Source organism: Mucilaginibacter phenanthrenivorans (genome assembly GCF_024721155.1).
Taxonomy (GTDB): domain Bacteria; phylum Bacteroidota; class Bacteroidia; order Sphingobacteriales; family Sphingobacteriaceae; genus Mucilaginibacter; species Mucilaginibacter phenanthrenivorans.
Genome location: NZ_JAHVAP010000008.1, coordinates 230,981 through 255,568, shown reverse-complemented (window position 1 = coordinate 255,568; position 24,588 = coordinate 230,981). Strand labels below are relative to the sequence as shown.

At 42.6% G+C, this 24,588-nt stretch carries 14 protein-coding genes; 4 read left to right on the top strand and 10 right to left on the bottom strand.

What is annotated here, in order from left to right; all coding sequences use genetic code 11:
- Positions 1-146: 146 nt before the first annotated feature.
- From KXD93_RS20515 to KXD93_RS20505, 3 genes are read right to left on the bottom strand one after another with little or no spacing between them, the layout of a single operon-like run.
- Positions 147-785: an NAD(P)H-binding protein gene (locus KXD93_RS20515; protein ID WP_258139222.1), complete on the bottom strand. Its 639-nt coding sequence runs from the start codon at positions 783-785 to the stop codon at positions 147-149.
- A gap of 28 nt (positions 786-813) precedes the next feature.
- Positions 814-1,236 carry a putative quinol monooxygenase gene (locus KXD93_RS20510; protein WP_258139221.1) on the bottom strand — a complete coding sequence of 141 codons (423 nt, stop codon included), beginning with the start codon at positions 1,234-1,236 and terminating at the stop codon, positions 814-816.
- A 6-nt stretch (positions 1,237-1,242) separates the two neighbouring features.
- Complete coding sequence (locus tag KXD93_RS20505; protein WP_258139220.1) at positions 1,243-1,902, bottom strand: carboxymuconolactone decarboxylase family protein; 660 nt, start codon at positions 1,900-1,902, stop codon at positions 1,243-1,245.
- A 644-nt stretch (positions 1,903-2,546) separates the two neighbouring features.
- On the opposite strand from KXD93_RS20505, the gene KXD93_RS20500 reads away from it, so the two are divergent.
- Positions 2,547-4,238: a GH39 family glycosyl hydrolase gene (locus KXD93_RS20500; RefSeq protein WP_258139219.1), complete on the top strand. Its 1,692-nt coding sequence runs from the start codon at positions 2,547-2,549 to the stop codon at positions 4,236-4,238.
- Between the two features lie 122 nt (positions 4,239-4,360).
- Positions 4,361-5,629 (top strand): peroxiredoxin family protein, encoded by a 1,269-nt coding sequence (locus KXD93_RS20495; RefSeq protein ID WP_258139218.1) that lies wholly within the window; start codon positions 4,361-4,363, stop codon positions 5,627-5,629.
- 55 nt (positions 5,630-5,684) lie between these two features.
- On the opposite strand, the gene KXD93_RS20490 is transcribed toward KXD93_RS20495, so the two are convergent.
- The 4 genes from KXD93_RS20490 to KXD93_RS20475 all read right to left on the bottom strand — a co-directional run bounded on the left by KXD93_RS20490 (position 5,685) and on the right by KXD93_RS20475 (position 17,176).
- Positions 5,685-9,863 (bottom strand): hybrid sensor histidine kinase/response regulator transcription factor, encoded by a 4,179-nt coding sequence (locus KXD93_RS20490; protein ID WP_258139217.1) that lies wholly within the window; start codon positions 9,861-9,863, stop codon positions 5,685-5,687.
- 199 nt (positions 9,864-10,062) lie between these two features.
- Complete coding sequence (locus tag KXD93_RS20485; protein ID WP_258139216.1) at positions 10,063-12,273, bottom strand: CRTAC1 family protein; 2,211 nt, start codon at positions 12,271-12,273, stop codon at positions 10,063-10,065.
- A 127-nt stretch (positions 12,274-12,400) separates the two neighbouring features.
- Positions 12,401-13,948: a RagB/SusD family nutrient uptake outer membrane protein gene (locus tag KXD93_RS20480; protein WP_258139215.1), complete on the bottom strand. Its 1,548-nt coding sequence runs from the start codon at positions 13,946-13,948 to the stop codon at positions 12,401-12,403.
- Between the two features lie 24 nt (positions 13,949-13,972).
- Positions 13,973-17,176: a SusC/RagA family TonB-linked outer membrane protein gene (locus KXD93_RS20475; RefSeq protein WP_258139214.1), complete on the bottom strand. Its 3,204-nt coding sequence runs from the start codon at positions 17,174-17,176 to the stop codon at positions 13,973-13,975.
- Between the two features lie 589 nt (positions 17,177-17,765).
- On the opposite strand from KXD93_RS20475, the gene KXD93_RS20470 reads away from it, so the two are divergent.
- Together KXD93_RS20470 and KXD93_RS20465 are read left to right on the top strand one after the other, a co-directional pair.
- Entirely contained in the window at positions 17,766-17,924 is a 159-nt protein-coding gene (locus tag KXD93_RS20470; protein WP_258139213.1) for a hypothetical protein, read from the top strand.
- Positions 17,921-19,048 (top strand): family 8 glycosyl hydrolase, encoded by a 1,128-nt coding sequence (locus KXD93_RS20465; protein WP_308726299.1) that lies wholly within the window; start codon positions 17,921-17,923, stop codon positions 19,046-19,048. Before KXD93_RS20470 ends, KXD93_RS20465 begins: the two co-directional genes overlap by 4 nt.
- Before the next feature lie 14 nt (positions 19,049-19,062).
- On the opposite strand, the gene KXD93_RS20460 is transcribed toward KXD93_RS20465, so the two are convergent.
- From KXD93_RS20460 to KXD93_RS20450, 3 genes are all read right to left on the bottom strand, one after another.
- On the bottom strand, positions 19,063-20,685 hold the full coding sequence (locus KXD93_RS20460) for a GH35 family beta-galactosidase (RefSeq protein ID WP_258139212.1): 1,623 nt from the start codon (positions 20,683-20,685) through the stop codon (positions 19,063-19,065).
- 93 nt (positions 20,686-20,778) lie between these two features.
- Positions 20,779-22,359 carry a glucuronyl esterase domain-containing protein gene (locus KXD93_RS20455; protein ID WP_258139211.1) on the bottom strand — a complete coding sequence of 527 codons (1,581 nt, stop codon included), beginning with the start codon at positions 22,357-22,359 and terminating at the stop codon, positions 20,779-20,781.
- 218 nt (positions 22,360-22,577) lie between these two features.
- Positions 22,578-24,587, bottom strand: coding sequence for a sialate O-acetylesterase (locus tag KXD93_RS20450; RefSeq protein ID WP_258139210.1), 2,010 nt, complete (start codon positions 24,585-24,587; stop codon positions 22,578-22,580).
- Position 24,588 lies beyond the last annotated feature (1 nt).

The following is a 24,588-nucleotide window of genomic DNA, read 5'->3' as shown; positions in this document are numbered from 1 at the left end:
ACACTAAGGATGCGGTGCACTTATTTTATAAGCACTTCAGAAAGAATTCGGCTTTTTCCCCTACTAGGGCTAACAGGGAAAATCGAGCCAACTTGGACCCTGTCCTATTTCCTTAACGTTACTTGTCGTTTATCTCAAATTTTCCTTTAATTCATAAAACCAGGCTTATCCGCTTCCGTTCCGGCTTTTTCCATACCGAGGCTTTCATTAACATGAAGATTCGGGTCCTCTATAAGTTTTACCACCAGGTCAGCAACACTTTTCCGGGATATTTCTGTTCCGGTAACTGGTTGGCCTTTTTGAGTAATTGTATACTCAACTTCATCTTTGTTTGTATACCATGTCGGACGAAGAATCGTATAAACCAGGCCAGACGCCTCAATGAGGCTTGCGGCTTTTTGATAGCGTTCCAGTATAGGCCCGATCATCTGTTTGTTCCAAAGGCCAAAAGCACCGGGAACTTCATCGTAAATTCCAATGGCTGCAATGAACACAATACGCTTCACACCTGCGGTCTGCATGGCTTTTACCGTCTGTTCGGCGATCACATCTTCCTGACCGTTTATATTAACATAGACCAGGTCTTGTCCCTGCATAGCATTTTCAAGTTTTTCGCCGTCCAGTATATCGCCTTCGATCAGCTTAATCTGCCCGCCTTCCAAATGTTGCAGGTGTGAGGCATTACGCAGATACAAAGTAAGACGGATGGAATTATTTTGTGATAACTTTTCGATCACATGTCCGGCGACTTGTCCGCCGGCTCCAAGTATTAATACCTTTGTCATATTCAGTTTCTATAGTTAATATAATGTTCTATAACCCATGCTGCTTCGCACTCCCGATGAGGTTAACGTCTACCAGTTCCAATTTCTTTACCATATGCGCTACGGTAGCCTTGTACTTTTTAAAGTGAGGCGTTGCAATATGTTTTAGATAGGCGGCACTGTCGGCGTAGATCTCCAGGATAGTTATCCGCGAAGGGTCTTTTTTGTCGGCAACTGCATAATAGGTCAATACCCCAGGTTCCAGCCGGACGGCCGTTTGCATCTGTTCTTTCAGTGCTGCATTATATTGCTTGAGTTGCGTCGAATCAACTTCAATTTGAGCTATACGGATCATTCGCTTATCTGTTTGTGCCTGGGCATGTAAAATAGAAAGGAGTAATATTCCACAACAGCCAAGTATCCTAAATGATGCCCGTACTGTCGTTCTGTAAAAATGATTGCTGATTTTCATATTTCTTTATTTAGTAACCTTGAGCTTAATCAGTACTGTACGGGCAGCATCTGCTTGCTGTTTCCCTACACCGCTTTCCAGTAAAGCAAAAACCTGTTCCAGTTGCCCTTCCGTTAGCCCGACATTCATCCCCATGCCAAGGTGCGCTTGTAACTGTGCTTCCAGTCCGGGCAAGCTCGCAAGTACTGTGATCGTTGCCAGTTCACGCTCCTGATAAGTCAATACGCCCCGCCCAAAGATGTCGGCAAACAAGTGCCCTTTCAAAAAAGCATCGATGCCGGGCACAAAGGCATTGGCACCGGTTAGCGGGCCATTCTGCGGCCTACCAGTCAAGGTTTCCAGTGTCTTCCTGCCTATCTCATATTTGCTTTCATTATCGCCGGTTACGGCGATTGGGGCCTGTCCTTCCGGGTCATGAATGCCCTTGGATTTCCGCTTCTCCAGCAAGGACATGAAAGTGGTAATGCCGTTAAGACTGCGCGGAAAACCACAGTAGGCATATAACTGCAGCAGTTCTTCCCGGATCTGGTTAATGGTCAACCCGGCATCAAGGCCTGCACTCAGGGCATTTTTCAATTGCGGCAGGTTACCCGTTGCGGTAAACGAGGCAATCAATACGACATGTTTTTCCTTTGGATTTAACTCGTGACTTTGCTGTGCATTCATAGTAAGACTTGTAATGGTTATAAGAAGTATCAAAAATGTGCGGATCATTGTTTGATTGAAGTGCAAATTTCGTGCGAAAATATCAGTCGGTAGTTATACAGAATCCTGAAATACTTACCATTATTCCTGATTGTGAGACAAAGGCGCTTTGCCCAGAAAATCTTGTTGTAGTTTTGTATTAGAACGTGTTAATGGTCGTTATTGTGGGTTTTTAGCGCTACAATCTTCTTACAATCATCAATAAAAGTGTCCGTCATCTGTACTTTTGGGGTCACGAAATTTAAAAAACCGCTTCTAATAACAATAGATGCGGTTTTTATTTTTAAGCAAATTTTCAGATGCCTTTCCTCGCTTTTTTCCGCCTAAATCTTGTTCTGCCGTTATCTATATATCTCCCGTATGTTGTATCCAACAGTAACATTTATGATACTGGTTGCGGCAATTATGTGTCAAAATTTAATTCGAAATAATATTTGAAGTTTAAAAAACAGATTGCTGTACCAAAATATTATCGATAACCGTATATTCAACAATTAATACGGTAGCGTCTTTGCAGGCTTTACAACATGATACACTTGCATTCTTTGTTGCCCTACGACATAACCTTGGAACTAACTTAATTCCATTTCACTAACATCGAACCAATGAAAACAGCTTGCTTTTTACTTTTGATGATGCAGGTATTTTGTATAAATATCTTTGCCCAAAATACGCCGGCGATTATTCAAGTAGACCTTACCAGGCCCAGGGGCGAAATGAAGGCAATTTGGGCATGGTATGGTTATGACGAACCCAACTTTACCTACATGAAGGATGGCCGAAAACTGTTAACAGAGATTTCAGCCTTAAGCCCGGTTCCGGTTTATGTGCGCACGCATAATCTGCTGACATCCGGTGATGGTGTTCCTGCGCTAAAATGGGGCTCAACAAATATTTATACCGAAGATGCACAAGGCAATCCTGTTTATAATTACCACATCACCGATAGCATATTCGACACCTACATTAAACGAGGGATGAAGCCCCTGGCACAAATTGGTTTTATGCCCGAAGCCCTGTCAACCCATCCGCAACCTTATCAACATCACTGGGCACCCGGAGTTGACTATGCCAAAATTGAAACAGGCTGGGCCTATCCGCCAAAAGATTACACAAAATGGGAAGAAATGGTTTATCAGTGGGTAAGCCATTGTGTAACACGTTATGGAAAAAAGGAAGTTGAAAGCTGGTATTGGGAAGTTTGGAACGAGCCTAACGGCGCATACTGGAAAGGTACGATACCCGAGTTTTATAAACTATATGATTATGCTGCTAACGGTGTAAAACGAGCATTACCAACAGCCCGTGTTGGTGGGCCCGATGTAACCGGCGGAGCAGAAAAATGGCTTGGGGGATTTTTAAACCATTGCTTAACTGATACTAATTATGCAACCGGCAAAATCGGCTCTCCGCTCGACCTGGTATTATTTCATGCAAAGGGCGCCCCGAAGGTAATAGATGATACCGTGGTGATGAGTATAAGGCAGCAGATGAGTAATATTGCGGGGCATTTTAAGGAAATTAATTCTTTCCCGGCTCTTAAAAATATCCCTTTAGTTATTGGAGAATCGGACCCGGAAGGCTGCGCAGCCTGTGGTATGTCTACAAATCCCGAAAACGCCTACCGCAATGGCACCATGTATTCCAGCTACACCGCAGCTGCACTAGCCCGCATTTATGAGTTGATGGATGATTACCATGAAAACCTGATTGGAGCTGTAAATTGGTCGTTTGAGTTTGAAAACCAACCCTGGTTTGCAGGTTTCCGCGATTTGGCCACAAACGGCGTTGATAAGCCGGTACTCAATGTTTTCCGTATGCTTGGTATGATGAAGGGTAAAAGAGTAGACGTTAGCGGAACCCGTATGTATGATCTTAAAACAATACTTGATTCCGGCATCCGTGGCAACCAAACTGATATAGGCGCACTGGCTGCGAATGATGAGAAGTCGGTAACTATTATGTTATGGAATTATGCGGATAAAGATAAACAAAGCCCCGGTGAGCCTGTAAACATAAATATAAATGGACTGGCATCTGATGTCACCCGGGTTAATGTAACACAATATCGGATTGATAATACACACAGTAACTCATACGAAGTATGGAAAAAAATGGGATCGCCGCAGCAACCCACTAAAAGTCAAATTGCTGAACTTCAAAAAGCCGGGCAATTACAAATTTTCGGTAAACCAAAAGCATTAAAAGTTACCGGCGGCAAAACAAATATCAATATCTCTTTGCCAAGGCAAGCCGTTTCACTCCTGGTTTTCGATTACCAAACCGGAAATAAATGATATTCAGCCAACTTGTCAGTGGGGCCACGAAAATCCTTTCAGCGTTGCTGAGGGGCTTTTTATCGGACTAGTCCCCGTCTGTAAGTATAGTTTATCCATAACTAAAATCCACAATCGCCAGGATGTTAAAAAAGGTTAAGGCTTATCCTGAAGAAGAAAATTCAGATTACCTTGTAGAGTTATTTAACAACGGTAACAAAAAAAATAGTAAAATGAATTACGCCGCCAGGAACCTCATTAAGTCATTTATTTGTGTCGCGTTTGTTTTGACGGGGATGAGTGCAAACGCGCAAATTTCTTTAGTTCAAACCACAATTGACAAACTTGAAAGCTATAAAAATTTCAGCTATCAATATGTTTATAAACAGAAGGAGGTGTTTAGTGACACTTTAATATATGACCAAAAATTTATTTTATTAAAGACACCTGGAGATAAAGAAATTGGTTACTTTTTTAAACATGAGCTTAAATACGGCGATATGAAACTCCCTGCGATAGCCCTATATAATGGAAAAAATTTAATCACATTAAATCCTCAAGATAGCACTTACACTACCAGGAATGCACAAGCAATGACATTTAGCGAATCATTGTTCGGTAAATTAAATTGGATAAAAACCTTTTTAAATAAAAACCCTTCCAAAATCGTACAATCAGGTGATACTGTTGTTAATTCAATAAATAGTTATCACTTAATTATTAATACTAAAGATACCATTATTAACAAAGATCATCAATATGTACGAATCCACCTGTTTATTGACAAGGCAACAGGTTTGCCTGTTGGCAAATTGACCAGGTCAAGGACTGCTGACTTTGGCAAGGAAGTCACAAACTATTATACAGAAGAACGCTATTTCAATTATAAGATCGATCAGGATAATATCAACACAGCTGCCTTTGCCGTGCCTGAAGGATTTCATCCGCCTAAAGAAAAACCTGCAGTGCAAACTGCTTTATTGGTACCGGGTAATATCGCACCTGATTGGAACTTATACGATACTGATGGTAAAAAAATGTCATTATCTCGATTAAAAGGTAAAATTGTGTTGCTGGATTTTTTCTTCGTTGGCTGCGTCCCTTGCATGAATACCTTAGCGCCATTGGATAAACTTCATGAAAAATACAAGAATAAAAACTTCGTAATACTAAGCATCAGTGACAGAGACAGTAAGAAATTAGTTACGGCATTTAAAAAAGCTCAACGAATAAAAAATCAAATGTATCCTGATGGTAGCAGTGTGGCCAAATTATATCATGTCACCTCGGCTCCTACTTTTTACTTCATCGATCAGGACGGAAAAATAGCAAGTGTTGTGAGTGGATATTCTGATGATTTTGAAAAGAAAATGTCTGCCATCATCGACGATTTATTAAAAAAAACTATCTAAGTGTATTACGCGCTGAACGGTTGTTGAAAAGTTTAATGCAATAAATTATGCAATTTTATTTTACAACAATCAGCTCGTGATTTTTTTGCTGCAGATCATTTCTATAATCGCTGGGCAACTTGTCAAATTCCAGTTTAAACGACTTGGCAAAATATTTGGGGTTGTTAAAGCCAACCTTGTAGGCAATTTCTGCAATGTTCAACTGGCTTTTTTCAAGGAGTTGGGCGCTCTGCTTCAACCGCATTAGCTTGATAAACTCTAAGGGTGTCCGTTCGGTCATCTGCAAAACTTTGCGGTAAAGCGTTACCCTGCTCATGGCCATGTCCGAACTTAATTCCTCCACCGAATAGTTGGGATCAGCCATTCTTTTGTCGATAAACTTCAAAATATCCTTCATGAATTTCTCATCGGCTACATTGGTTGAAAAGACCGCTGAATTTACGTCTAACTGTTTCTGATATGTTTTCTTTAACGTGTTTTGCAGACTAAGCAAATTCCTGATCCTCGACAATAAGATTTCGAAATTGAACGGTTTTGTCAAATAATCATTGGCTCCCGTTTCAAATCCCTTTAACTGCGATTCACTCCCGGTCAAAGCTGTCAACAAAATTAAGGGAATATGTGACGTCCTGCTGTCGGCCTTAATTTTCCGGCACAGTTCAATACCGTTCATTTCGGGCATACTGATATCACTAACTATCAAATTAGGGTGCCCCGATAGCGCCTTTTGCCATCCGTCTCTTCCATTGGAGGCTTCCAAAATTTGAAAATGCTCCTTTAAATTATCCTTTAAATAAAACCTGAAATCCTCGCTGTCTTCTACTATAAGTATTACCGGTTTTTTAAGATCATGCATCATCCGTTGAACAACAGGGCCTTTCTTGCCGGGTTCCAATATTCCATTGGCAAACAACTCGCTATCGTGGCTTATAATTATATTCTTATCTGTATCCTGCAAAATATGCCCAGGGTTTACCGGCAGCGATATAATAAAACGACTGCCCCTACCCGGCTGGCTTTCTACTGTTATGGATCCCTGGTGCAATAGCACAAACTCCCTGGTTATTGCCAGCCCGATCCCGCTTCCCTGGTTAACCATTGAACCTGGAATATCATTTTGAAAAAACCGGTCAAAGATCTTTTCCTTCTTTGCTTCCGGAATGCCGATGCCATTATCAATCACCTCGATCTTCAACATCTTCCGTGCAGTCAACTTATCTTCTAATGAAAGCCTTACCCCTACTTTGCCACCCTCGGGCGTAAATTTAAACGCGTTAGACAATAGGTTAAAAAACACCCGTTCTATTTTATCGTGGTCAAAACTTGTAAAAAGGGAATCTATTTGGGTATGAAAGCTTAGCGCGATCCCTTTGTTTTCGGCTATGTCTGAAAACGAGTAAGCTGCCTCTTCAATAAATTGGATAATATTCGCCTTCCTGCTGTTTAGTTTAAGTTCATGCTCTTCCATTTTTCTAAAATCAAGCAGCTGATTCACTAAATTTAGAAGACGCCTGGCATTACGATTTATCATTTGCAGCTGGCGCCTCAAATCGTCATTGAACTGCTGTTTTAAAAGACTGTCAAGCGGCGCCAATATCAGTGATAGTGGCGTACGAAACTCGTGGCTTACATTTGTGAAAAACTTGATTTTTATCAAGTCGAGCTCGTGCATCCGGTGGGCTTCCTGCCTTTCCTGCTCAATCAGGAAATTGGCCCTTAGCTTTTTGATGCCCCGGTAGCGCAGGTATAATAAAAAGCCTATAAAACATACTACGTAAAATAAATAGGCTATCGGAGTGCGCCATATCGGTGGCAAAACGGTTATTTTTAAAGCAATCTCGTTTTTACTCCATTTGCCGTCTTCACCCGCTGCCTTCAATCTAAAAGTATAAGATCCAGGGTCAAGGTTCGTATAGTTTGCATTTCTTACCTTTTCATTGGCCATAACCCAGTCCTTGTCAAAACCGTCCAGCTTATACGCGTGTTTTATTTTGGCAGGATTGAAAAAATTGACCGCCGCAAACTCGATCGAAAAAACGTTCTCATCATTATTCAAGGTAATTTCTTTTGTTTCGGTAATTGAGTGCGTAAGGATCACATGGTGGTTTACTTTCTCGCCGGCGTGAATACTTTTATTAAATAATTGAAAATCTGTAAGTACCAAAACCGGCTTTTCCTTTGCAGACTTGATATCCTCCGGCTTAAATAAATTAAACCCATTGGGGCCACCAAAAATCAGTTCACCCTTCCTGGTTCTAAGTGCAGCATCCTCATTAAATTCCCGCCCTTGCAAGCCATCAGTCTGGTCGTAGTTTTTGAACTGAAAATCAAGTCGACCATCTCGTTTACTGATGATCATATTTGAAAGCCCGTTGGGGGTGCTCATCCACAAGTTATGGTTATCGTCCTCAACAACTGTCAACACTGCGTTTGATGGAAGTCCATCCGCCTGTCGGAAACTTTTAAACTTATTTGTTTTGGGGTTGTACATGCTTAGCCCTTCGTTGGTTGCTACCCAAATAAGCCTCCGGCTATCCATCATCAGGTTTGATACGTTGTTATTTATAAGACTTTGCTTATCGGCCTCGTTATGCTTATAATAAATAAACCTGTTGGTGTGATTTTGCAATACCGCCAGTCCATTGTAGGTGGCCACCCAAATATCCCCATTGTCATCCTCAAGTAGGCCAGACACATAAGGATTGGGAACCGAATTGGGTAACCCCGGGGGATAATGAATGAAGGTCTTTTTTTTCTGATCAAACATATTTAAGCCACCAGATAAAGTACCAACCCATAGCCGGTTCTTTGAGTCCTCCATAAGTTCCCAAATGCTATTGTCTGATATGGTTGTGTTGTCCTTTGCCGAATGCTTGTAGTGCGTAAAAGTTTTACCGTCAAAACAATCCAAACCACCAAAATAAGTCCCTATCCAAAGTTTTCCGTAATGATCCACGCAAAGGCTGGCAACTACATCATTAGCTAAACTACCCGGGTCGGCATCATTATGCTTATAAGTTGTAAAACTGCCGGTTTGCCTGTTAAAGTAAATTAAGCCGCCTCCGTTACTGCCAATCCAGATATTACCCTTTTTATCCTCCAGGAACCGGTTGACATCGTCGTAGCTTAATGAGTTGCTTACTGATGATTCGTGACGAAAAAGCGGGAATTTAATGATGCCGCGATGATAATAGCATATTCCCTTTTTGAAGGTTCCAAGCCAGATGATATTAGCATTATCCTTATAAGATGATATAATACAATCCTGGCTTAAACTTTTGTTATCATTGGGCCTGCTGGTAATTTCCCTGGACTTAAATGTTTTTTTATCCAAAAGATTTATCCCTCCATGATCGGTAACAATCCACATCAGGCCTTTGTCATCCTGAAGAACATTAAACACAATATTTGAGCTGATTTTTATGGTTCCTATATCCTTTCCTAGCTGGGTACACGAATTTTTAGCGGGGTTAACATAAAACACACCATTTGCACGCAAGGGAGCAAATGCCCATATGTCGTTTTGCCCATCAACACTTATATGGTAATCGATCAATTCGCCGGGATAAGTCTTGCCGATGGCATTTATCCGGGTTATAACCTTGTGGGTAACATGGTTGATCTTTTCCAGCACACCATCATTATATATCACCCAAATGTTGCCTTCAGAATCCTGGGCCATATTTGCACCAATGCCGGCATGAAGAGAAGTGGTGTCATTTTTCAGATGCTCCAGGTGCGTCGCTTTTTTGACACCAGGGTTGTACACATAAAGCCCTTTGCTAACGTGCATAAACCAAAAATTTCCATAGCGGTCCTGTATTAGTGTAGTAATAAGTGAATCAGGGATAGAATAGCGCCGTAGAGCTGCCTTAATGTGGTGGTCAAAGCGATCAGTTACCGGATCGTAGATATCGAAGCCCTTCCGGTTTTTTATCCATAATTTGTTATCCGGTCCCGTTGTGATGCCTTCAATATAATCGTCGTTAATGGACGATTGATTATTTATATCGTGCTTAAAAACCTTAAAATTATATCCATCATAACGATTAAGCCCGGATTTTGTACCGAACCACATGAAACCCTTAACATCCTTGTAAATACAAATTACCCTATTATTCGACAGGCCATTTTCGATGTTCAGGCGTGAAAATTGATACTGATCCTCCTGTGCTATCGCTGCATTTTGTATAAACAAAAATATCAAACAAATCCCCAGTAAACTTTTCGTCATAAAGATTTGGAAAAATGCCGATGCGTAAAATAGTCCGGCATTAATTACTATGCCTGATTTTGACGTTTCAGCGGGTAAATATTAAAAGCTTATAAAGGTTAACTATTTGTAAATTTACATTAATATTATCAATTATTGGGAATGGATAACATTATTAAGTGTGGCAAAATTCCGAAGATCTTGGTGGGGAATCAAATCACTAATTCATTGGCATATTTGACATTGGCAGATAACTGAAATTAAATTTTGATAATTTATACGTGACAATTTTACTGTTACCCTCCTGGATCTTTATATTCTCACCGGCGGCAATATTGGTAAAGCGTTGTATAATACCCGTTACCGGCCATGTAATTTCCAATTTTTCTATTTTTGTTGATGACCCCAGCCCTACGTGCTGCATTAATGGATTGGAGCCAAAGCTGCCGCCGGAATTAACATCCCTGAAAACATTTCTCGCTTTGCCATTTTCGGTAAAAGTAATTTTCAACCTGGCTCCTATTGCCGCCCTGTTCGAAACCGAACCCTGCAGCAAAATATTCACCCAATGATTGTTGCCTTGCCCGGGATTTATAAATAATGCATTTTGATATGCATCGCCGGGAAACGCGCCCCCCTGGTTTATTAAAATGTCCTCATTGCCATCATTGTCCATGTCAGCAAAGGATATTCCATGCCCTTTTTGCAAACTGCCCACACGGGCAGGGCTGGTTATGTCAACAAAACGGTGCGCCCCTTCGTTTTCATAAAGTTTATTTGGAACAAGGGAAGTAAACATTGGGTTGCCGGTACCCAGGTAAAAGTCAAGAAAACCATCGTTATTAATATCTCCGAAATTGGCGCCCATAGCAAAGGAAATTTTATCCAAACCAGCTTCCTTCGAAACATCCTTAAATGTTCCATCGTGTTGATTATGGTACAAGATCACCTTTCCGTTATCACCTTTATAGCGGTTCAATGCTTCGGCACCGGCTGCTTCGGCTATCGGGAACCTGTTGCCATAGCCGCAAACCAAAATATCCGGCCAGCCATCATTATCATAATCCCAAAACCAGGTGGCAAATGTTCCGGGACCCTTGTTTCCTAAATTGGCTTGCTGTGTAACATCCTTAAACCTTACCGGGCCGTTTTTCTCGGTGATGTTTTTTAACAACACCTTTCGGCCGTTCATTGTTGAAATAAACAAATCGGTACGACCATCATTATCATAGTCACCGGAACTGACGCCTTTTACAAACAGTTTTATATCGCAGCCCGCCTGCGCGGCCATTTCGGTGAAAGTTCCATTTTTGTTGTTGATGTACAACTCGCTTGGGTTAACGTCACCATCTTCACTTTCGTTTCCAATAAAAACATCCAGCCAGCCGTCATTATTAAAATCGGCCCAGGTAGCCGTTTGAGTGGGATGCAAGGATAACAAACCACTTTGCACGGTAACATCGGTAAAAGTTCCGTTCCCGTTGTTTCGCAGTAGTGAATTTGGTTCCTTTCCGAATTTACCCTTCCAGGCGCCTCTTAAAACAAAAATATCTTTAAGGCCGTCATTGTTATAGTCGGTTTGAATTATGTTGAGACCACCCATGAATCGTCCCAGGCCCGATGGCCCCGCGAGATCCGTAAAAGTCCCGTTCCTGTTATTCCGAAAGTAATGCATATGCTCTTTAAGGCTCGAACTACTTGTAATAATATCCGGGTAATTATCATTATTAAAATCATCAATAATGGTACCACCTCCCAGTTTGCGTATTGCTAAGCCAAGATTCATGGCTACATCCTTAAATGGCTTAACAGACGTATCCGCCGGCTTATCATCCATTTTTAAAAGGTAGGCAAGCGGTACCCGCCCCGGATAAGAACCAATTGTCATATATGCAATATTAAGCAGCCAGCGGGATTCATAATCGTCGGGATTCTCCTTAAGGATTTTTTCATACAGCGCTATTGCCTGTTCCGACCCTGATTTATCCATATGCACGCCGCTCCCCCGAATTGGAAAAAGACAGGATTCTGCCGAATGATTAATTATACAATTAGTGCGTTCGCCCAGGCGCAGGTAAGCAAGTGCCAAAGTTTTAACCACGGTTTGCCGGTTTAAATAATCAGGAATAAAAGTTTTGTTCAGGCTATCCAGTATTCGGACGGCCTGACGTTCACGGCCCAATTGCAGTAATGTATTTGCTTTATCGATGTTAAATTGTAATAGACCAGCACCGTTTGGTGCCGATGCGATAAGCGAATCCAAATGCGCCAAAACAGCTACACTGCCATATATATTAGAGGAGTTGGTTTCAAACTTATCCTGCTGTTGCAAACGCTCAACCATTTCACTGTTAGAATCCTGCTTATGCATACAGGAAAACAAAAGCGTGGTTATTACTAAAAATGAAAAAGCAATTCTGTTTACTATCATATTACTTAACAGATTTTAATAACATACATGGAGCCATCGTCATGTGTAATACAAATAACAACAGGTAAGAAGTTGTTATACTCCTTACCTGTTTATCGGTAACAATTATTTACAAATCAACTAAATCTCAATTATTGATTTTTGGATTGTTATCGATCTCTGATTGAGGTATAGGTAAAAATTCTTTAGCAGCCGTATACCAGGATAGCGGCTCTGTAGTAAAATACCCTTTTTTTCTCCAGCGCAATATGTCAACATTCCGAACCTCTTCATCGGCCATTTCCGCTGTTTTTTCGTGCATAATTGCCTTTACAATGTCGGCTTTGGTAGTTACAGGAAATTGGGCGGTTGGATAAGGTGGCATTGCTACATCTGCTCTCGCCCTAACCTGGTTTAAATAACCCACTGCTGCGGCAGTATTACCAAGCTCGTTTTCACATTCGGCCAGCATTAACAAAACTTCCGCATACCGCAATATTCTTTGGTTATTGCTACCCGGGTGGAATGATGCTGTCGCCCTGTCTTCCTTATAGATTAATTGAAATTTGCGCCAGCCAACTTTGATCTTAACACCGTGTACTGTTGACGAATTACCATTCTGATCCGCATCTACTAAGGTAGCGGTATTATTATCAAATTTATCTCCTGTTTGGTATACAGTGTATGAATATCTTGGGTCTGTCTTTGCAGCGCCAGTAACAGTACTTTCAAACTCATTCAGCAACTTGTCCGATGGTACCAGGTTACGCCATCCTATCGGGTTATATTCCTGGTTACGCACAGTAGTTTGATCGGCTGTTGCACCGTCGCCGGTACCGCTCCCCCAATTAAAGTTATTATCGCCTTTGTCGGCATAGATAACTTCGAATATCGATTCCTTATTAAATTCTGTTTCTTCTTCAAAATTGTCAAGGAAGCGGTTCGTTAGCTGATAGCCGTCTGCCCCTGTTGTTGGAATTTTCAATAAGGCAGCTTTAGCACCAGCATAATCTCCCGTTTGCATTAACACCCGGGCTAGCATCGCATTTGCAGCAGAAGCAGTTGCGCGGCCAAGATCCGTACCCGACTTACCGGGCAACACGGCCGCGGCGGCCTGAAGATCCTTAGCTGCCTGGGCAAAAACATCAGCAGCAGCCGATTTCGGCTTGTAATCTGTTGGCGCCTTTACCGTAGCTGTGTAAATTGGAACTGCCCCCCATTGACTGGCCAGGTCATAATAAGCCCAACCCCTCAAAAATTCGGCCTCCCCAACAATTCTTTTTACCAGATCAGGGTTATCCTTAATTAAGGGCGCGTTATCTGTAACGGTATTTGCCCTGTGAATAACAGTGTAAAGGTTATTCCAGTTTGCATTCATTATCGGGTTCGACGGGTCAACAACGCCTAATAATATTTGGTAGCGCGGAGCTTCCAGTTGGCTTCCACCTGTAGACACATCGTCACTCCGCAGGTCATGCAGAAAGAACCATTCCCTGGCTACAAGATTTGATCCTCTCCATGCGCCGTAAGCTGCATTTACAGCCTCAAGCAATTGGCCCGATGTGTTAAAATAGTCGGTTGTTGCTACTACGTTACCGTTTATCGTATTCAGTTTATCCTTATTGCACGAAAGGATCACCACCACTGCTATAACACTTGCTATAAGCGTTACCGCATAAATTTTTATTTTTTTCATATCTTTTTTATTAAAAATGTCTTATTAAAATCCAGCCTGTAATCCCATCTGAAATGTGCGTGCAGAGGGGTATTGTCCAAAATCAACCCCATTAGTTAGCGTTCCGTTTTTAGAACCTATCTCCGGATCGTAGCCTTTGTAACCTGTAATTGTTAACAAGTTTTGGCTTGATGCATACAATCTCAAACGTTTGATGATTGAAGTCCCGGTAGCACCCAATATACTTTGGGGTAAGGTATAGCCAATAACCACGTTCTTCAATCTCAGGTACGAGCCGTTTTCGATCCACCGGGTTGATAAACGCCCGTTACGGTTTGGATCACCACTTACCGTTCTCGGCATGTCGGTATTTGTATTGGTCGGCGTCCACGCGTCAAGCACTTTGGTATCCGAGTTAAATAACCTTGGCATTCCCTCTTCAATAATTCTCAAAGCGTTCAACACCTTGTTACCCTGAACTCCCTGGAAGAATATGGCAAAATCAAAGTTTTTATAGGATGCGTTATAGTTTAAAGAGTAAGTAAATTTGGGTAAAAAGCTACCAATGTTGGTACGGTCATTAGCATCAATTACCCCATCGCCGTTTATATCCTTAAACATCAAATCGCCGGGCGCGGCATTGGTCTGATAAACAGCACCTGCACCATGCTTAGCAACAGCCTGTGCATTTAACGCATCAATCTGTGCCTGATTTTGGAATATACCTTGTTTAATCCATCCGTAAAAATATTGAATGGACTGCCCAACGGTAGTATTGGTAAAGGCATCACCTCCGCCAAAGTCCGCGTCACTGCCCGACGGGAGCGAAGCTGTAGCGGTTTGTAATGCCAAAACCTTATTACGCACACCACTTATCAAGCCGGTAATATCATATTTAAAATCGCCGCTGGTTTTGTGATAACCTACCTGTAGCTCAATACCTGTGTTACGCATCGAAGCAATGTTTTGCAACGATCCGCTGCCCTGGAAACCCTGGCTTGGCGGGGTAGGAACATTTAATATAAGGTTGTCTGTTTGCCTTCTGTAATACTCTGCAACTATGGTGATCTTATTATTAAGTAAGCCTAAATCAACACCAAAGTTAAGTTGCTTTGTTTTTTCCCAGTTTAGGTTAGGGTTGGTCAAACCATTGGTATATGATGAATTGGCATTTCCAATTGATCCGTTACCTATAGGATAAAACGCGCCGTCAAGCTGCACCGGCGACAGGTAAGGATAATTACCTAATGAATTAGGGTTAACGCCTGTTACGCCATACCCGCCTCTTAGTTTCAATTCCGAGATTGTTTTATTATCCTTCATGAAATCTTCCTGGCTAATGTTCCAGCCTGCCGATACCGCCGGGAAATTGGCGTATTTGTGCCCAGGCGCCCAGATAGACAATCCATCGCGGCGGATAGATGCATTTAATAAATACTTACCTCCAAAATCATAAGTTGCACGTCCAACATAGGACACTAAATAATTATCCTCATTGATATTGGTGGCAGCTACGTTGGTAGATCCGGCCGGTAATGTTTTGATAGTGTTGAGCGATTGGTTACCTGATTCGGTATCAGTAATATAATGAGCGCCCTGGGTTTCATAAACTGCTATTGCTGTAATATGATGCTTGCCGAACGTCCTGTCGAATGATAATTGTTGCGTATATAATCTATCAAAAACTGTTTGACGCTGGTAAGCTATTGAAGCCGTTGCTGCATTTAACGTACCGCCGTCATTGTAAATAGGCGTATAATTATACTGTAAGCCATTGATGTAATTACCTCCAAAAGTAGAAGTGAACCTTAACCACGAGGTGAAATTAAGGGTAGCATAAATTGTTCCCATAATGTTCGTCGTATTTTTCCTATTCACTCCAATCAACGCAGCCTCTACAGGGTTAGTAGGATCCGAACCGTCAAAACTGCTTATCGGGCCTCTAAAGCCGCCTAAGGTTGTAGGGTCATGAACAGGCAGGTAGGGCTGGAAGCGTATTACGTTGGCAAGTGGCGTACGATTACCTCCGGTGGCATCATAATGTTGTACATCGCCGGCTATGTATAAGTTCTCGCCCACTGTAAAAAACTTATTTATAATATGGTCTGAATTGATCCGGTAATTTATACGCTGATAGCTTAACCCTTGAGCAATACCGTCCTGCTTAAAATAGCCTGCAGAGCTGTAAAACCTGGAAACATCGTTACCTCCATTTAAAGCAAAGTTGCTTGAAGTTAATATGGCGTTGCTTTTGAAATATGCTCTTTGCCAATCAGTATTAGTTTGTGCGTAGGTTTGGGAAGCACCCGCGTATATTGGCAAATTAAAATTAGCCGACTGCAAACGTGGCGGCAAACTGCCGGCGCCATCCAGCGCGGTAGCGTATTGAACGTATTGGTTAGTATTTAAAAGGTCCAAATACTTTGAAGGACTTTGAACACCAACGTATGAATTAAAGGTGATTCCCACCTTTCCGTTTCTTGTGCCTTTTTTAGTAGTGATAATAATTACACCATTTGTAGCTCTTGAACCATAAATAGCAGCGGCGCTTGCATCCTTTAATACCTGCACGCTTTCCACATCCCTTGCATCAAAGCTTGTTAGTCCGCCCTTTATCGGGAAGCCATCAACTACATACAATGGATCAGAAGCGAATGATATTGAACTTATACCACGGATAACAACCAAAGGAGATGTGCCCGGCGAACCATTATTAGTTACGCTTAAGCCGGATACCCTGCCCTGTAAGGCCTCATCAATACCAGCTGTCGGCAGCGACGTTAATGTTGGACCACTTACGGATGATATAGCTCCTGTTACCTCTGCTCTTCTCTGCGAGCCGTAACCAACCACCACCACTTCATTTAATGCCTGGTTTGATGATTTAAGCTTTACGGATATTTCAGTTCGACCGTTTATCGGAACCTCCTGTGTAACGAAACTTACGTACGTAAACACCAGGATATCATTGGGATTTTCTGAGGAGATCGTAAACTTTCCGTCAGATGTTGTTGCAACGGCGTTAGTTGAACCTTTAATCCTTACTGTTACACCAGGTAAAGGCAAGCCAGCCTCGTCCGTAACGGTACCCGTTATTTTAACAGGAGGTTTTTCAGCCCGGGAACTGGTTAACGATGCGTTCAAATGAGTATTGGCAATTGCGGTATTAGCAAATAGCGCAATTGCTAAAAATGCCCCGGTGAGCATCAAATACAATTTGATTTTTTTGTTTTGTAAATAACAATTCATAATTTTTAATTTTTAGGTTAACAAGAGGTTTGATTGGTTTGTGCAATCGATTGCAGAAGTAAAAGTATATTGATATTGTATCTCCGAAGTGATTCAAATGTTACAATTTGGTATTTCAAATGTTACATAAATCACATTTCAGCTCATAATTGGATATTAAGGACGTGCGGGGTGCGACGAATGTTATCAAAGGCGAAATCTGTACTTCGTGTAGCACAAAGAAAATCCGCCATTAAAGGAAAAAAAAATAGATTTTATTAATTCTTATCCTTGGTCTGGTTTGCAATAACCAATTTGCCGCAATTCCGAAATAATTTAAGGCGGAGTGTTATTCTACAAAATGATGGCATTGTTTTAATTTAACACCTGCAGTAATTATCATTGCAATCGATTGCTAAAAAGAAATAAATTTCTTAAATTAGCATGTAACTGATAATTAAATATCGAAGCTCGGATTTCTATTATTTTTCGCGTCAGACTGATTTAAAGTGTCAAATTTAGTATCTGATCTGTAGACTAAAAGCTTTAATACACCGCTCATTTCATCATCAATCCGTATTAAGTAACCTAAATATATTTCAACCGATTTATGAAGACACTTAAAAATGCTATAAGGAAAATCATCATTGCTTCCTTGTTGCCAATAGCAGCTTTTGCCCAGGAAAACTCAATGATGGCAGCGGGGCATTTGCCAGTGGGAAATACCGCAACTTATTTCAGGAACAGGGCCATTCTAAAAAGGAGATAGCTACAAAAATACAAGCAGGATTTAATCAACTCTTTTTTGGAGACCCGGAAAGCCAGGCCATCTATTTCCCGTCCGGAAAAAATGAGAATGGGCCTCTTGCCTACGTTAGCGACGTCCCTCATAACGATATACGCACAGAAGGCATGTCGTACGGAATGATGATAGCGGTTCAGTTAAACAGGAAAGATGTTTTTGATGCGTTGTGGAATTATGCTATGCATTATATGTACATCAGCTCGCACGACCATCCATCTGAAGGCTATTTTTCATGGTCGTTAAAAAGGACCGGCGAACCCAATGAGGAAACCCCGGCACCGGATGGGGAGGAATATTTTGTTACTTCCCTGTATTTTGCGTCTGGTCGTTGGGGAAATGGAAGCGGCATATATAATTATCACCATTGGGCGGATCAAATCCTATCAAATATGAGGCATCACCCTGCAAAAAAGGGACAGACAAAATTTGGGATCCGGAATATTGGCTCAATGGTAAACGAAGATAAAAGGATGATCCGTTTTGTGCCGGGTATAGAGTCCGGCAATTTCTCTGATCCCTCCTACCATCTACCTCATTTTTACGAATTATGGGCCCGATGGGGACCAAAGGAAGACCGGGAATTCTGGTACGCAGCGGCAGACAGCAGCAGGAATTATTTTGTAAAGACAACCAACAGCGCTACAGGCCTGGCACCTGATTACGCCAATTTTGATGGAACACCATTTAGTAGCCCCTGGAATAAGCATGCGGCTAACTTCTCATTCGATGCCTGGCGCACGGCAAGCAATTGGGCCGTGGACTGGCTATGGTTCAAAAAGGCCCCGCAAGAACAAGTATTAAGCGACCGCATCCAATCATTTTTCGCATCACGGGGATTGACTACCTATGGATGTCAGTTTACACTTGACGGCACTCAGCAGCTTGACGACCGGCACGCAAACGGATTGGTGGCTACAAACGCGGTTGCCAGCCAATCTGCTACATCGCCACTATCCTCAAAATTTGTCGATGCCTTATGGACTGCTCCAATCCCAAACCAATTGGTGGAACGTTACTATGATGGATTACTTTATTTAATGAGTCTGCTGCACTGCAGTGGAAACTTCAGGATCTATGCCCCTAAATAGCATATTGCTTTAATTTATTGATAAGTATACAACTTAACCCGTTGGATCCCGTATTCGCCTGTGGGAATTCGCAGATGCCGGCCCTGGTGATCCTGGTCGCCATTCATTCGTCTGCCCGGTTGCCATTTTCCGTTTATAAATTTACCTTCATCTATCTGAAGTATCCCCGCATGCGAGCCATTTTTTGGCTTAAAAGTGATCACTAAGCCGGTTCCCGCTACATAAAACTCATCTTTAGATAAGCCAATAATTATCCCTCCTGCCAATGGCCAGCTTTTCTCCTTCGCTGCGGGCGACCATCCCAGTGTAAATTCATGCGAAACAGTAAAAACATAATCGCCCATTTCAATCTTTACTGAGCTACTATCCTTACTTAGCAAAACACCATCAAGCGATTTTCTTCTTTTTGCTTTACTGATCTCCCCTGCCAGTTGGTTAATTATCGCATAAGCCTTCCCAATTGGCTCACTACCCGCCTTTTCTGTTGACTCTATCGAAAAAGGCGAAAATCCAATTGCTTTGTAGTGCCCTATGGCATAAAACGCCTTTGCATCAACTCCGTCCTCAAAGCGGTGTTCGGGGATAAACAATAAATTATCGGGGCGGGTGTATAAGTTATTCCAATATTTGAAGTCGGGATTATAAAAATCCGGAGAGAGCATATCAATCTCCGGAGCAGCAGCCTTCCAAACATCCATAACATGCGGTAATGGCCCGGCGCTCGGATATTCACCGGGCTTTTTCCCGGGACGATTTAGCGCTGCGTTTACATACATGGGGATGTTATAGCTCTTCTTCCCGGCCTTTGCCACTTCATTTGCATAAACCCCAAAATGCCAGGCCATAAATAGTTCGTCAGTTGCCAAACTTTTCCCAAAAACCTCTTCCCAGGTACCGGATATCTTAAACCCATTTTCCTGCCATTGTGTTGCAATTGCAGGGGCAAGTGACTTTCGGTGAGTCTGTAAATAAGTTAGCAGCTGCAGAGGAACAGGTCCTTCAAAAGCTTCATTCGCCATTTTCGAATGATCGCGGGCTTCGGGCAACATGCCGATCTCATTTTCTACCTGTATCATCAAAACTGTATGATAATTACTATCTGTGTTCCTGATATGCTGGATAAGCGCGGCAAATGCTTTTTTATCAGCATCGAGGGTATTTTTAGAAAATGGCGTAATTATTTCCTGTGCATCGCCGGCAAACGTTCTTGCTCGTGGAAAGCGCGCCTCATTGGTTTTCATCCAGCCGGGAACATAGCAACTCATGCTATTTTTCCATGTGCCAAACCACAGCAACACCAGTTTGAGGTGATTTATTCGTGCATTTTTTATGAGCTCATCAACCAGTTTAAAGTTAAATATCCCCTCTCGTGGCTCCTGGGCTTCCCAATAAACCGGCGACACAAGCGTATTCAAATGCATTCGTTTTAATTTAGGCCAAACAGGTAACATATAAGCCATGTCGGAAGCACTTGAATTCCCAAGCTCCCCTCCCATTATTAAAAAGGGTTTGCCATCTACCATAAATTCATGATAGGCACCGTTATCTACCAGGCGCGGTGTATTTTGCTGCTTGTTTTGAGCCTTGCCGATAATTAGCAACAAGGACAACAAGCCGGTCAAACTGATCAACTTCATAATTTTAATATTTTTGGCCCACTGTAGGCCGGTCATATCGGGATCATTTATATTTCGATTTATTTCTATCGACATCTATCGATCTGCCTTAAATCAAAGTGACTGATGGCCGATGTTTTTATCTGCCCACTTCAAAAACCATTTCATATTTGCCTGGTCCTGGTGTCCCTGGTCGTGCTGGCGCCAGGCCAGCTGCCCATCTAACATAGGCGTATTAACAGGCGGCATTTTTTCAATATTGCAATTATTGGAAACGCCCAGATCCTTTACGCCGAGAAGCTTAAAAACAGTGCCGGCTGCAACGGCAGCCATATAGCTCCCCTGGTGATCAAGCCATTTGGCGTCGCCCTTTTCGGGTATCCCATAGCTAATAAAAACCAGCCGCGGTGCACACAGCGCAATCAATTCATGCGAGTCTACCGGCAAGTCGCAGGCAGTTTTACTTCCCGATTTAGCCTCAGCTGCTCCATATTTCATAAAGTTCCCCGCCATCCAGTAATATTCTCCGCCGGTCAAGCTTTCAACGGCTTCCCCCCAGTTCCTCCTGTTCAATTTAGTTCCGCCTTCTCCTGATGAGCCAATCAACCCCATTGCAAATCGTGGTTCAAACGCAAGTGTTACAAGAGCGGCCTTACCGTATCTTGAAACGCCCTCTATCCCAACATGCTTAACGTCGACCTGGGGCTCACTTGCCTCAAGGTAATCCAAACCCCGGGCCGCGCCCCATGACCATGCTCTTAATGCTCCCCAATCATCCGGCTTCCTCGGCTGGCCCTTATTAACCAAACCTATGATACCGCGCGTTAAGCCTGCGCCATTATCAGCCTGGATACTGGATGGATCGATATAGGCAAAGCCCCAACCATTGGCGATTAGCTGTTCAGCAGAAGGAGGATCATTATTAACGCCGTTAACTCCGGGTTGATCAATCGGACCTGGCGTCGGCTGCCGCGCGGGACCACCAAAACTGACCGGATTTGACGACGTAAACAATTGATAAGCCGGATGTTCGTCAAACATCTTTTGCAGAGCAGGATCCTGTTGCAAAAGCAGCTTCTTTATTGCATTATTGAGTTCTTCAAGTTGAGCAGGATTCGGCTGACTTGGTGATGGAGCACGACTTTGACCAAACATCATCAGCAATGGCACAGGCCCTTTAGCATTGGCAGGCAAAACCACCATCATTTCAATATTCACGTTTATTAATGGGTAAACAGAATTGTCAACGTGGCCTATTAGCTGTTTTGCAATAATCGGGGTAAAGCCCATATACTCATGATCAACAAACTTTGTTTCCCACGTCACCTTTGGCAAATTTGCCGGGAGCCTGCCGTATACTTCGCGCTCCATATCATCAACTATTTCAGGGCGGCGCGTATTCCACCAAGCTGCGGGAGACGCCACCTTCTCGCCATTTTTTAATGTAAGTACATCGGGCAATTGAGGGCATGGATTAGCCATCGACTCATCGTAGTTGGCATGATTTGGTGCCCGCTCATCACCACTTGGGCCAGGACGAAGGGACTTGATTCCTAATTGGTCCATCATATTTTGATGATCCTGTTCTGCAGTAAATGTTACCAGCGCAGGGTAGCTGCCTTGCGGGGACGAAGCAGTGTTCTGAGCTGCGGAGCGCAACGCGGCGAAAATGAGTAAGTAAACGACTTTTTTCATGGTTTAGAGTAGTTTGCAAATTTTTAATACTATCCTATCGGAAATTGCGAAGCGGTTACATCTGTTTAATATTAGCCCTGTTTCCGGCATTGGATAAACATGAAAAATTGATTTATAAGCATCGCAAATTTTAACATTTATTGCAATCGGTTGCAATAAATACCACAACAACCAACACCAGTTAATCCGTTGGATAATATCACATTTATCTTTGTCCGTTATTTGTCATCCGTCCTGAATGGAGATGCGGGCAACCCCTCCCTATTGTACAAGTTTGCACCTTCAGGATTATCTGCCCACGCATAACGTACGTACATTGGATTGGGAATATCGCTGTTAGAAACAACCACCTTATCTCCGTCAATTACAGCGTTTGCCCAAACGAATTTTTTATCGGCACCCGCAATGGCAAACTGGTTAAGTTCATCGCCGTCTTTTATTACCAGGCCACTTCCTATGTTACTAAACCTGATACTTATTTTATCACCGTTAACGGTAGCCGATTGAAAAATGGGACCTGACGAAACAAGCCGTTGTTCTCCATAAGCTACCTTCTCAGCGGCAAGGGCCAGACGGTGCCCCACATCCATTTTATCTAAAGGATGAACATCGTTCCATTCCCCGGCGTCAATTGTTACAGCCATTCCGGTGTTCGGGATCGATAAAGCATGCAACTCCGCTTCCCTGACTTCCGCCCATTGGCTCTCAGATGGCGAATACTGCACTTCCATAAAATTTGGCAGCTGTGCGTATACAAAAGGCAGATCCGCCCTTTTCCATTTTTTGCGCCAATCAGCAATTAGCGCCGGCAACAATTGATCATACTCTTTAGGGCTTGCGGTATTAGACTCACCCTGGTACCATACAAAGCCCTTGACGGCATATTTGGTAACCGGTTCAACCATTGTATTGTATAATCCGGTTGGTTCATTCTGCGCAGAAAATGACATTACATCACTGGTTTTGTTTGCTATGGGATCAAACACTTGCCCAACCCGGTATTGCCAATCTCCGCGAAGATCTATAGAGGTAGTGCCGTCAGTAAGTTCATAACGTTTATCGGGCACAAACCCGCCCTTTCCAGCTGTGTTTGTAACTTTTACCACTATCAAATTACTTCCCGGTTTGATCACGCCAGCTGGTATAACGTATCTTCTCGGTGGGTATTGATAGGTAATATTGCCCACCTTTACGCCATTAACATACGTTTCATCAGCGTCCACAATCCGGCCGAGAAATAACTTTGCAGACTTACCGACCATGCGCGCAGGCACCTTTATTTCCTTACGAAACCACACTACTCCATTCAATCCTTTTATGCCCTGATCAGCCCAATAACCCGGAAGCCAGAAGTTATGCCAGCCTTTGGGCTGATAATTCACGTTATACCATTTTAATGCGCCGCTCAGTCCTTTATCAGGCTGTTTATAGTCTATATTATTTAACGGCGCTCTTTTTATTGGATGAAGTAACCTGTTGAGATAAGCCGTATCCTTAAATTGACTTAACCGGTCGGCATATTTATCAATACTTTTTATACCATCGGCACTAATCCAGGCCTGGATAGGCGTACCGCCCACGCTTGAATTTATTATCCCGATAGGGATCTTGTATTTTGAGTATAAATCTTTTGCAAAGAAGTATGATACTGCTCCAAAAGTTAGCACATCAGTTGGGTTCACCGCAACCCATTTACCGGCAGGCAAATCCTGGTGTTCTCTTGCTACGTCGGCTACTGTAGAAACAAAAAAGTTCCTTATCAGGGGATAATCAGCGGAGGCGATTTCCTTCGGGTAGCGTTCCTTTACCCGTTCCATATTCAGCACCATATTTGATTGTCCGGAGCAAAACCACACATCACCCACCAGGATATTTTGAAGAGCAATGTGGTTGCTTGCGCTGATATCCATTATATAAGGGCCACCAGCGCTCATAGGCTGCAACACAGTTTTCCAATTTCCTGCAGCGTCGGCAACAGTTTTAGCGGTTTGATGATTAAACCGGATGGTGATATGCTCATTTGGTGATGCCCAGCCCCATAAATTTAGCTTTGTATCTCTTTGCAAAACCATACCATCGCTTATTAATTGCGGCAAGCGAACCTGCGCCGGACATACAAACACACCCAACGAGAAAATTATCAATAAAACACTAAACGATATTTTCATTTTATTTCGATTGATCTGTTGAGTCTCCGATTGCTTCGCCATATCAAATATCCTGATCATT

What these genes read in the sequence shown, in the direction of transcription:
- KXD93_RS20515 (WP_258139222.1), bottom strand. Translation starts at nt 785, where the DNA reads ATGACAAAGGTATTAATACTTGGAGCCGGCGGACAAGTCGCCGGACAT.
- KXD93_RS20510 (WP_258139221.1), bottom strand. Translation starts at nt 1,236, where the DNA reads ATGAAAATCAGCAATCATTTTTACAGAACGACAGTACGGGCATCATTT.
- KXD93_RS20505 (WP_258139220.1), bottom strand. Translation starts at nt 1,902, where the DNA reads ATGAATGCACAGCAAAGTCACGAGTTAAATCCAAAGGAAAAACATGTC.
- KXD93_RS20500 (WP_258139219.1), top strand. Translation starts at nt 2,547, where the DNA reads ATGAAAACAGCTTGCTTTTTACTTTTGATGATGCAGGTATTTTGTATA.
- KXD93_RS20495 (WP_258139218.1), top strand. Translation starts at nt 4,361, where the DNA reads ATGTTAAAAAAGGTTAAGGCTTATCCTGAAGAAGAAAATTCAGATTAC.
- KXD93_RS20490 (WP_258139217.1), bottom strand. Translation starts at nt 9,863, where the DNA reads ATGACGAAAAGTTTACTGGGGATTTGTTTGATATTTTTGTTTATACAA.
- KXD93_RS20485 (WP_258139216.1), bottom strand. Translation starts at nt 12,273, where the DNA reads ATGATAGTAAACAGAATTGCTTTTTCATTTTTAGTAATAACCACGCTT.
- KXD93_RS20480 (WP_258139215.1), bottom strand. Translation starts at nt 13,948, where the DNA reads ATGAAAAAAATAAAAATTTATGCGGTAACGCTTATAGCAAGTGTTATA.
- KXD93_RS20475 (WP_258139214.1), bottom strand. Translation starts at nt 17,176, where the DNA reads ATGAATTGTTATTTACAAAACAAAAAAATCAAATTGTATTTGATGCTC.
- KXD93_RS20470 (WP_258139213.1), top strand. Translation starts at nt 17,766, where the DNA reads ATGAAGACACTTAAAAATGCTATAAGGAAAATCATCATTGCTTCCTTG.
- KXD93_RS20460 (WP_258139212.1), bottom strand. Translation starts at nt 20,685, where the DNA reads ATGAAGTTGATCAGTTTGACCGGCTTGTTGTCCTTGTTGCTAATTATC.
- KXD93_RS20455 (WP_258139211.1), bottom strand. Translation starts at nt 22,359, where the DNA reads ATGAAAAAAGTCGTTTACTTACTCATTTTCGCCGCGTTGCGCTCCGCA.
- KXD93_RS20450 (WP_258139210.1), bottom strand. Translation starts at nt 24,587, where the DNA reads ATGATCAGGATATTTGATATGGCGAAGCAATCGGAGACTCAACAGATC.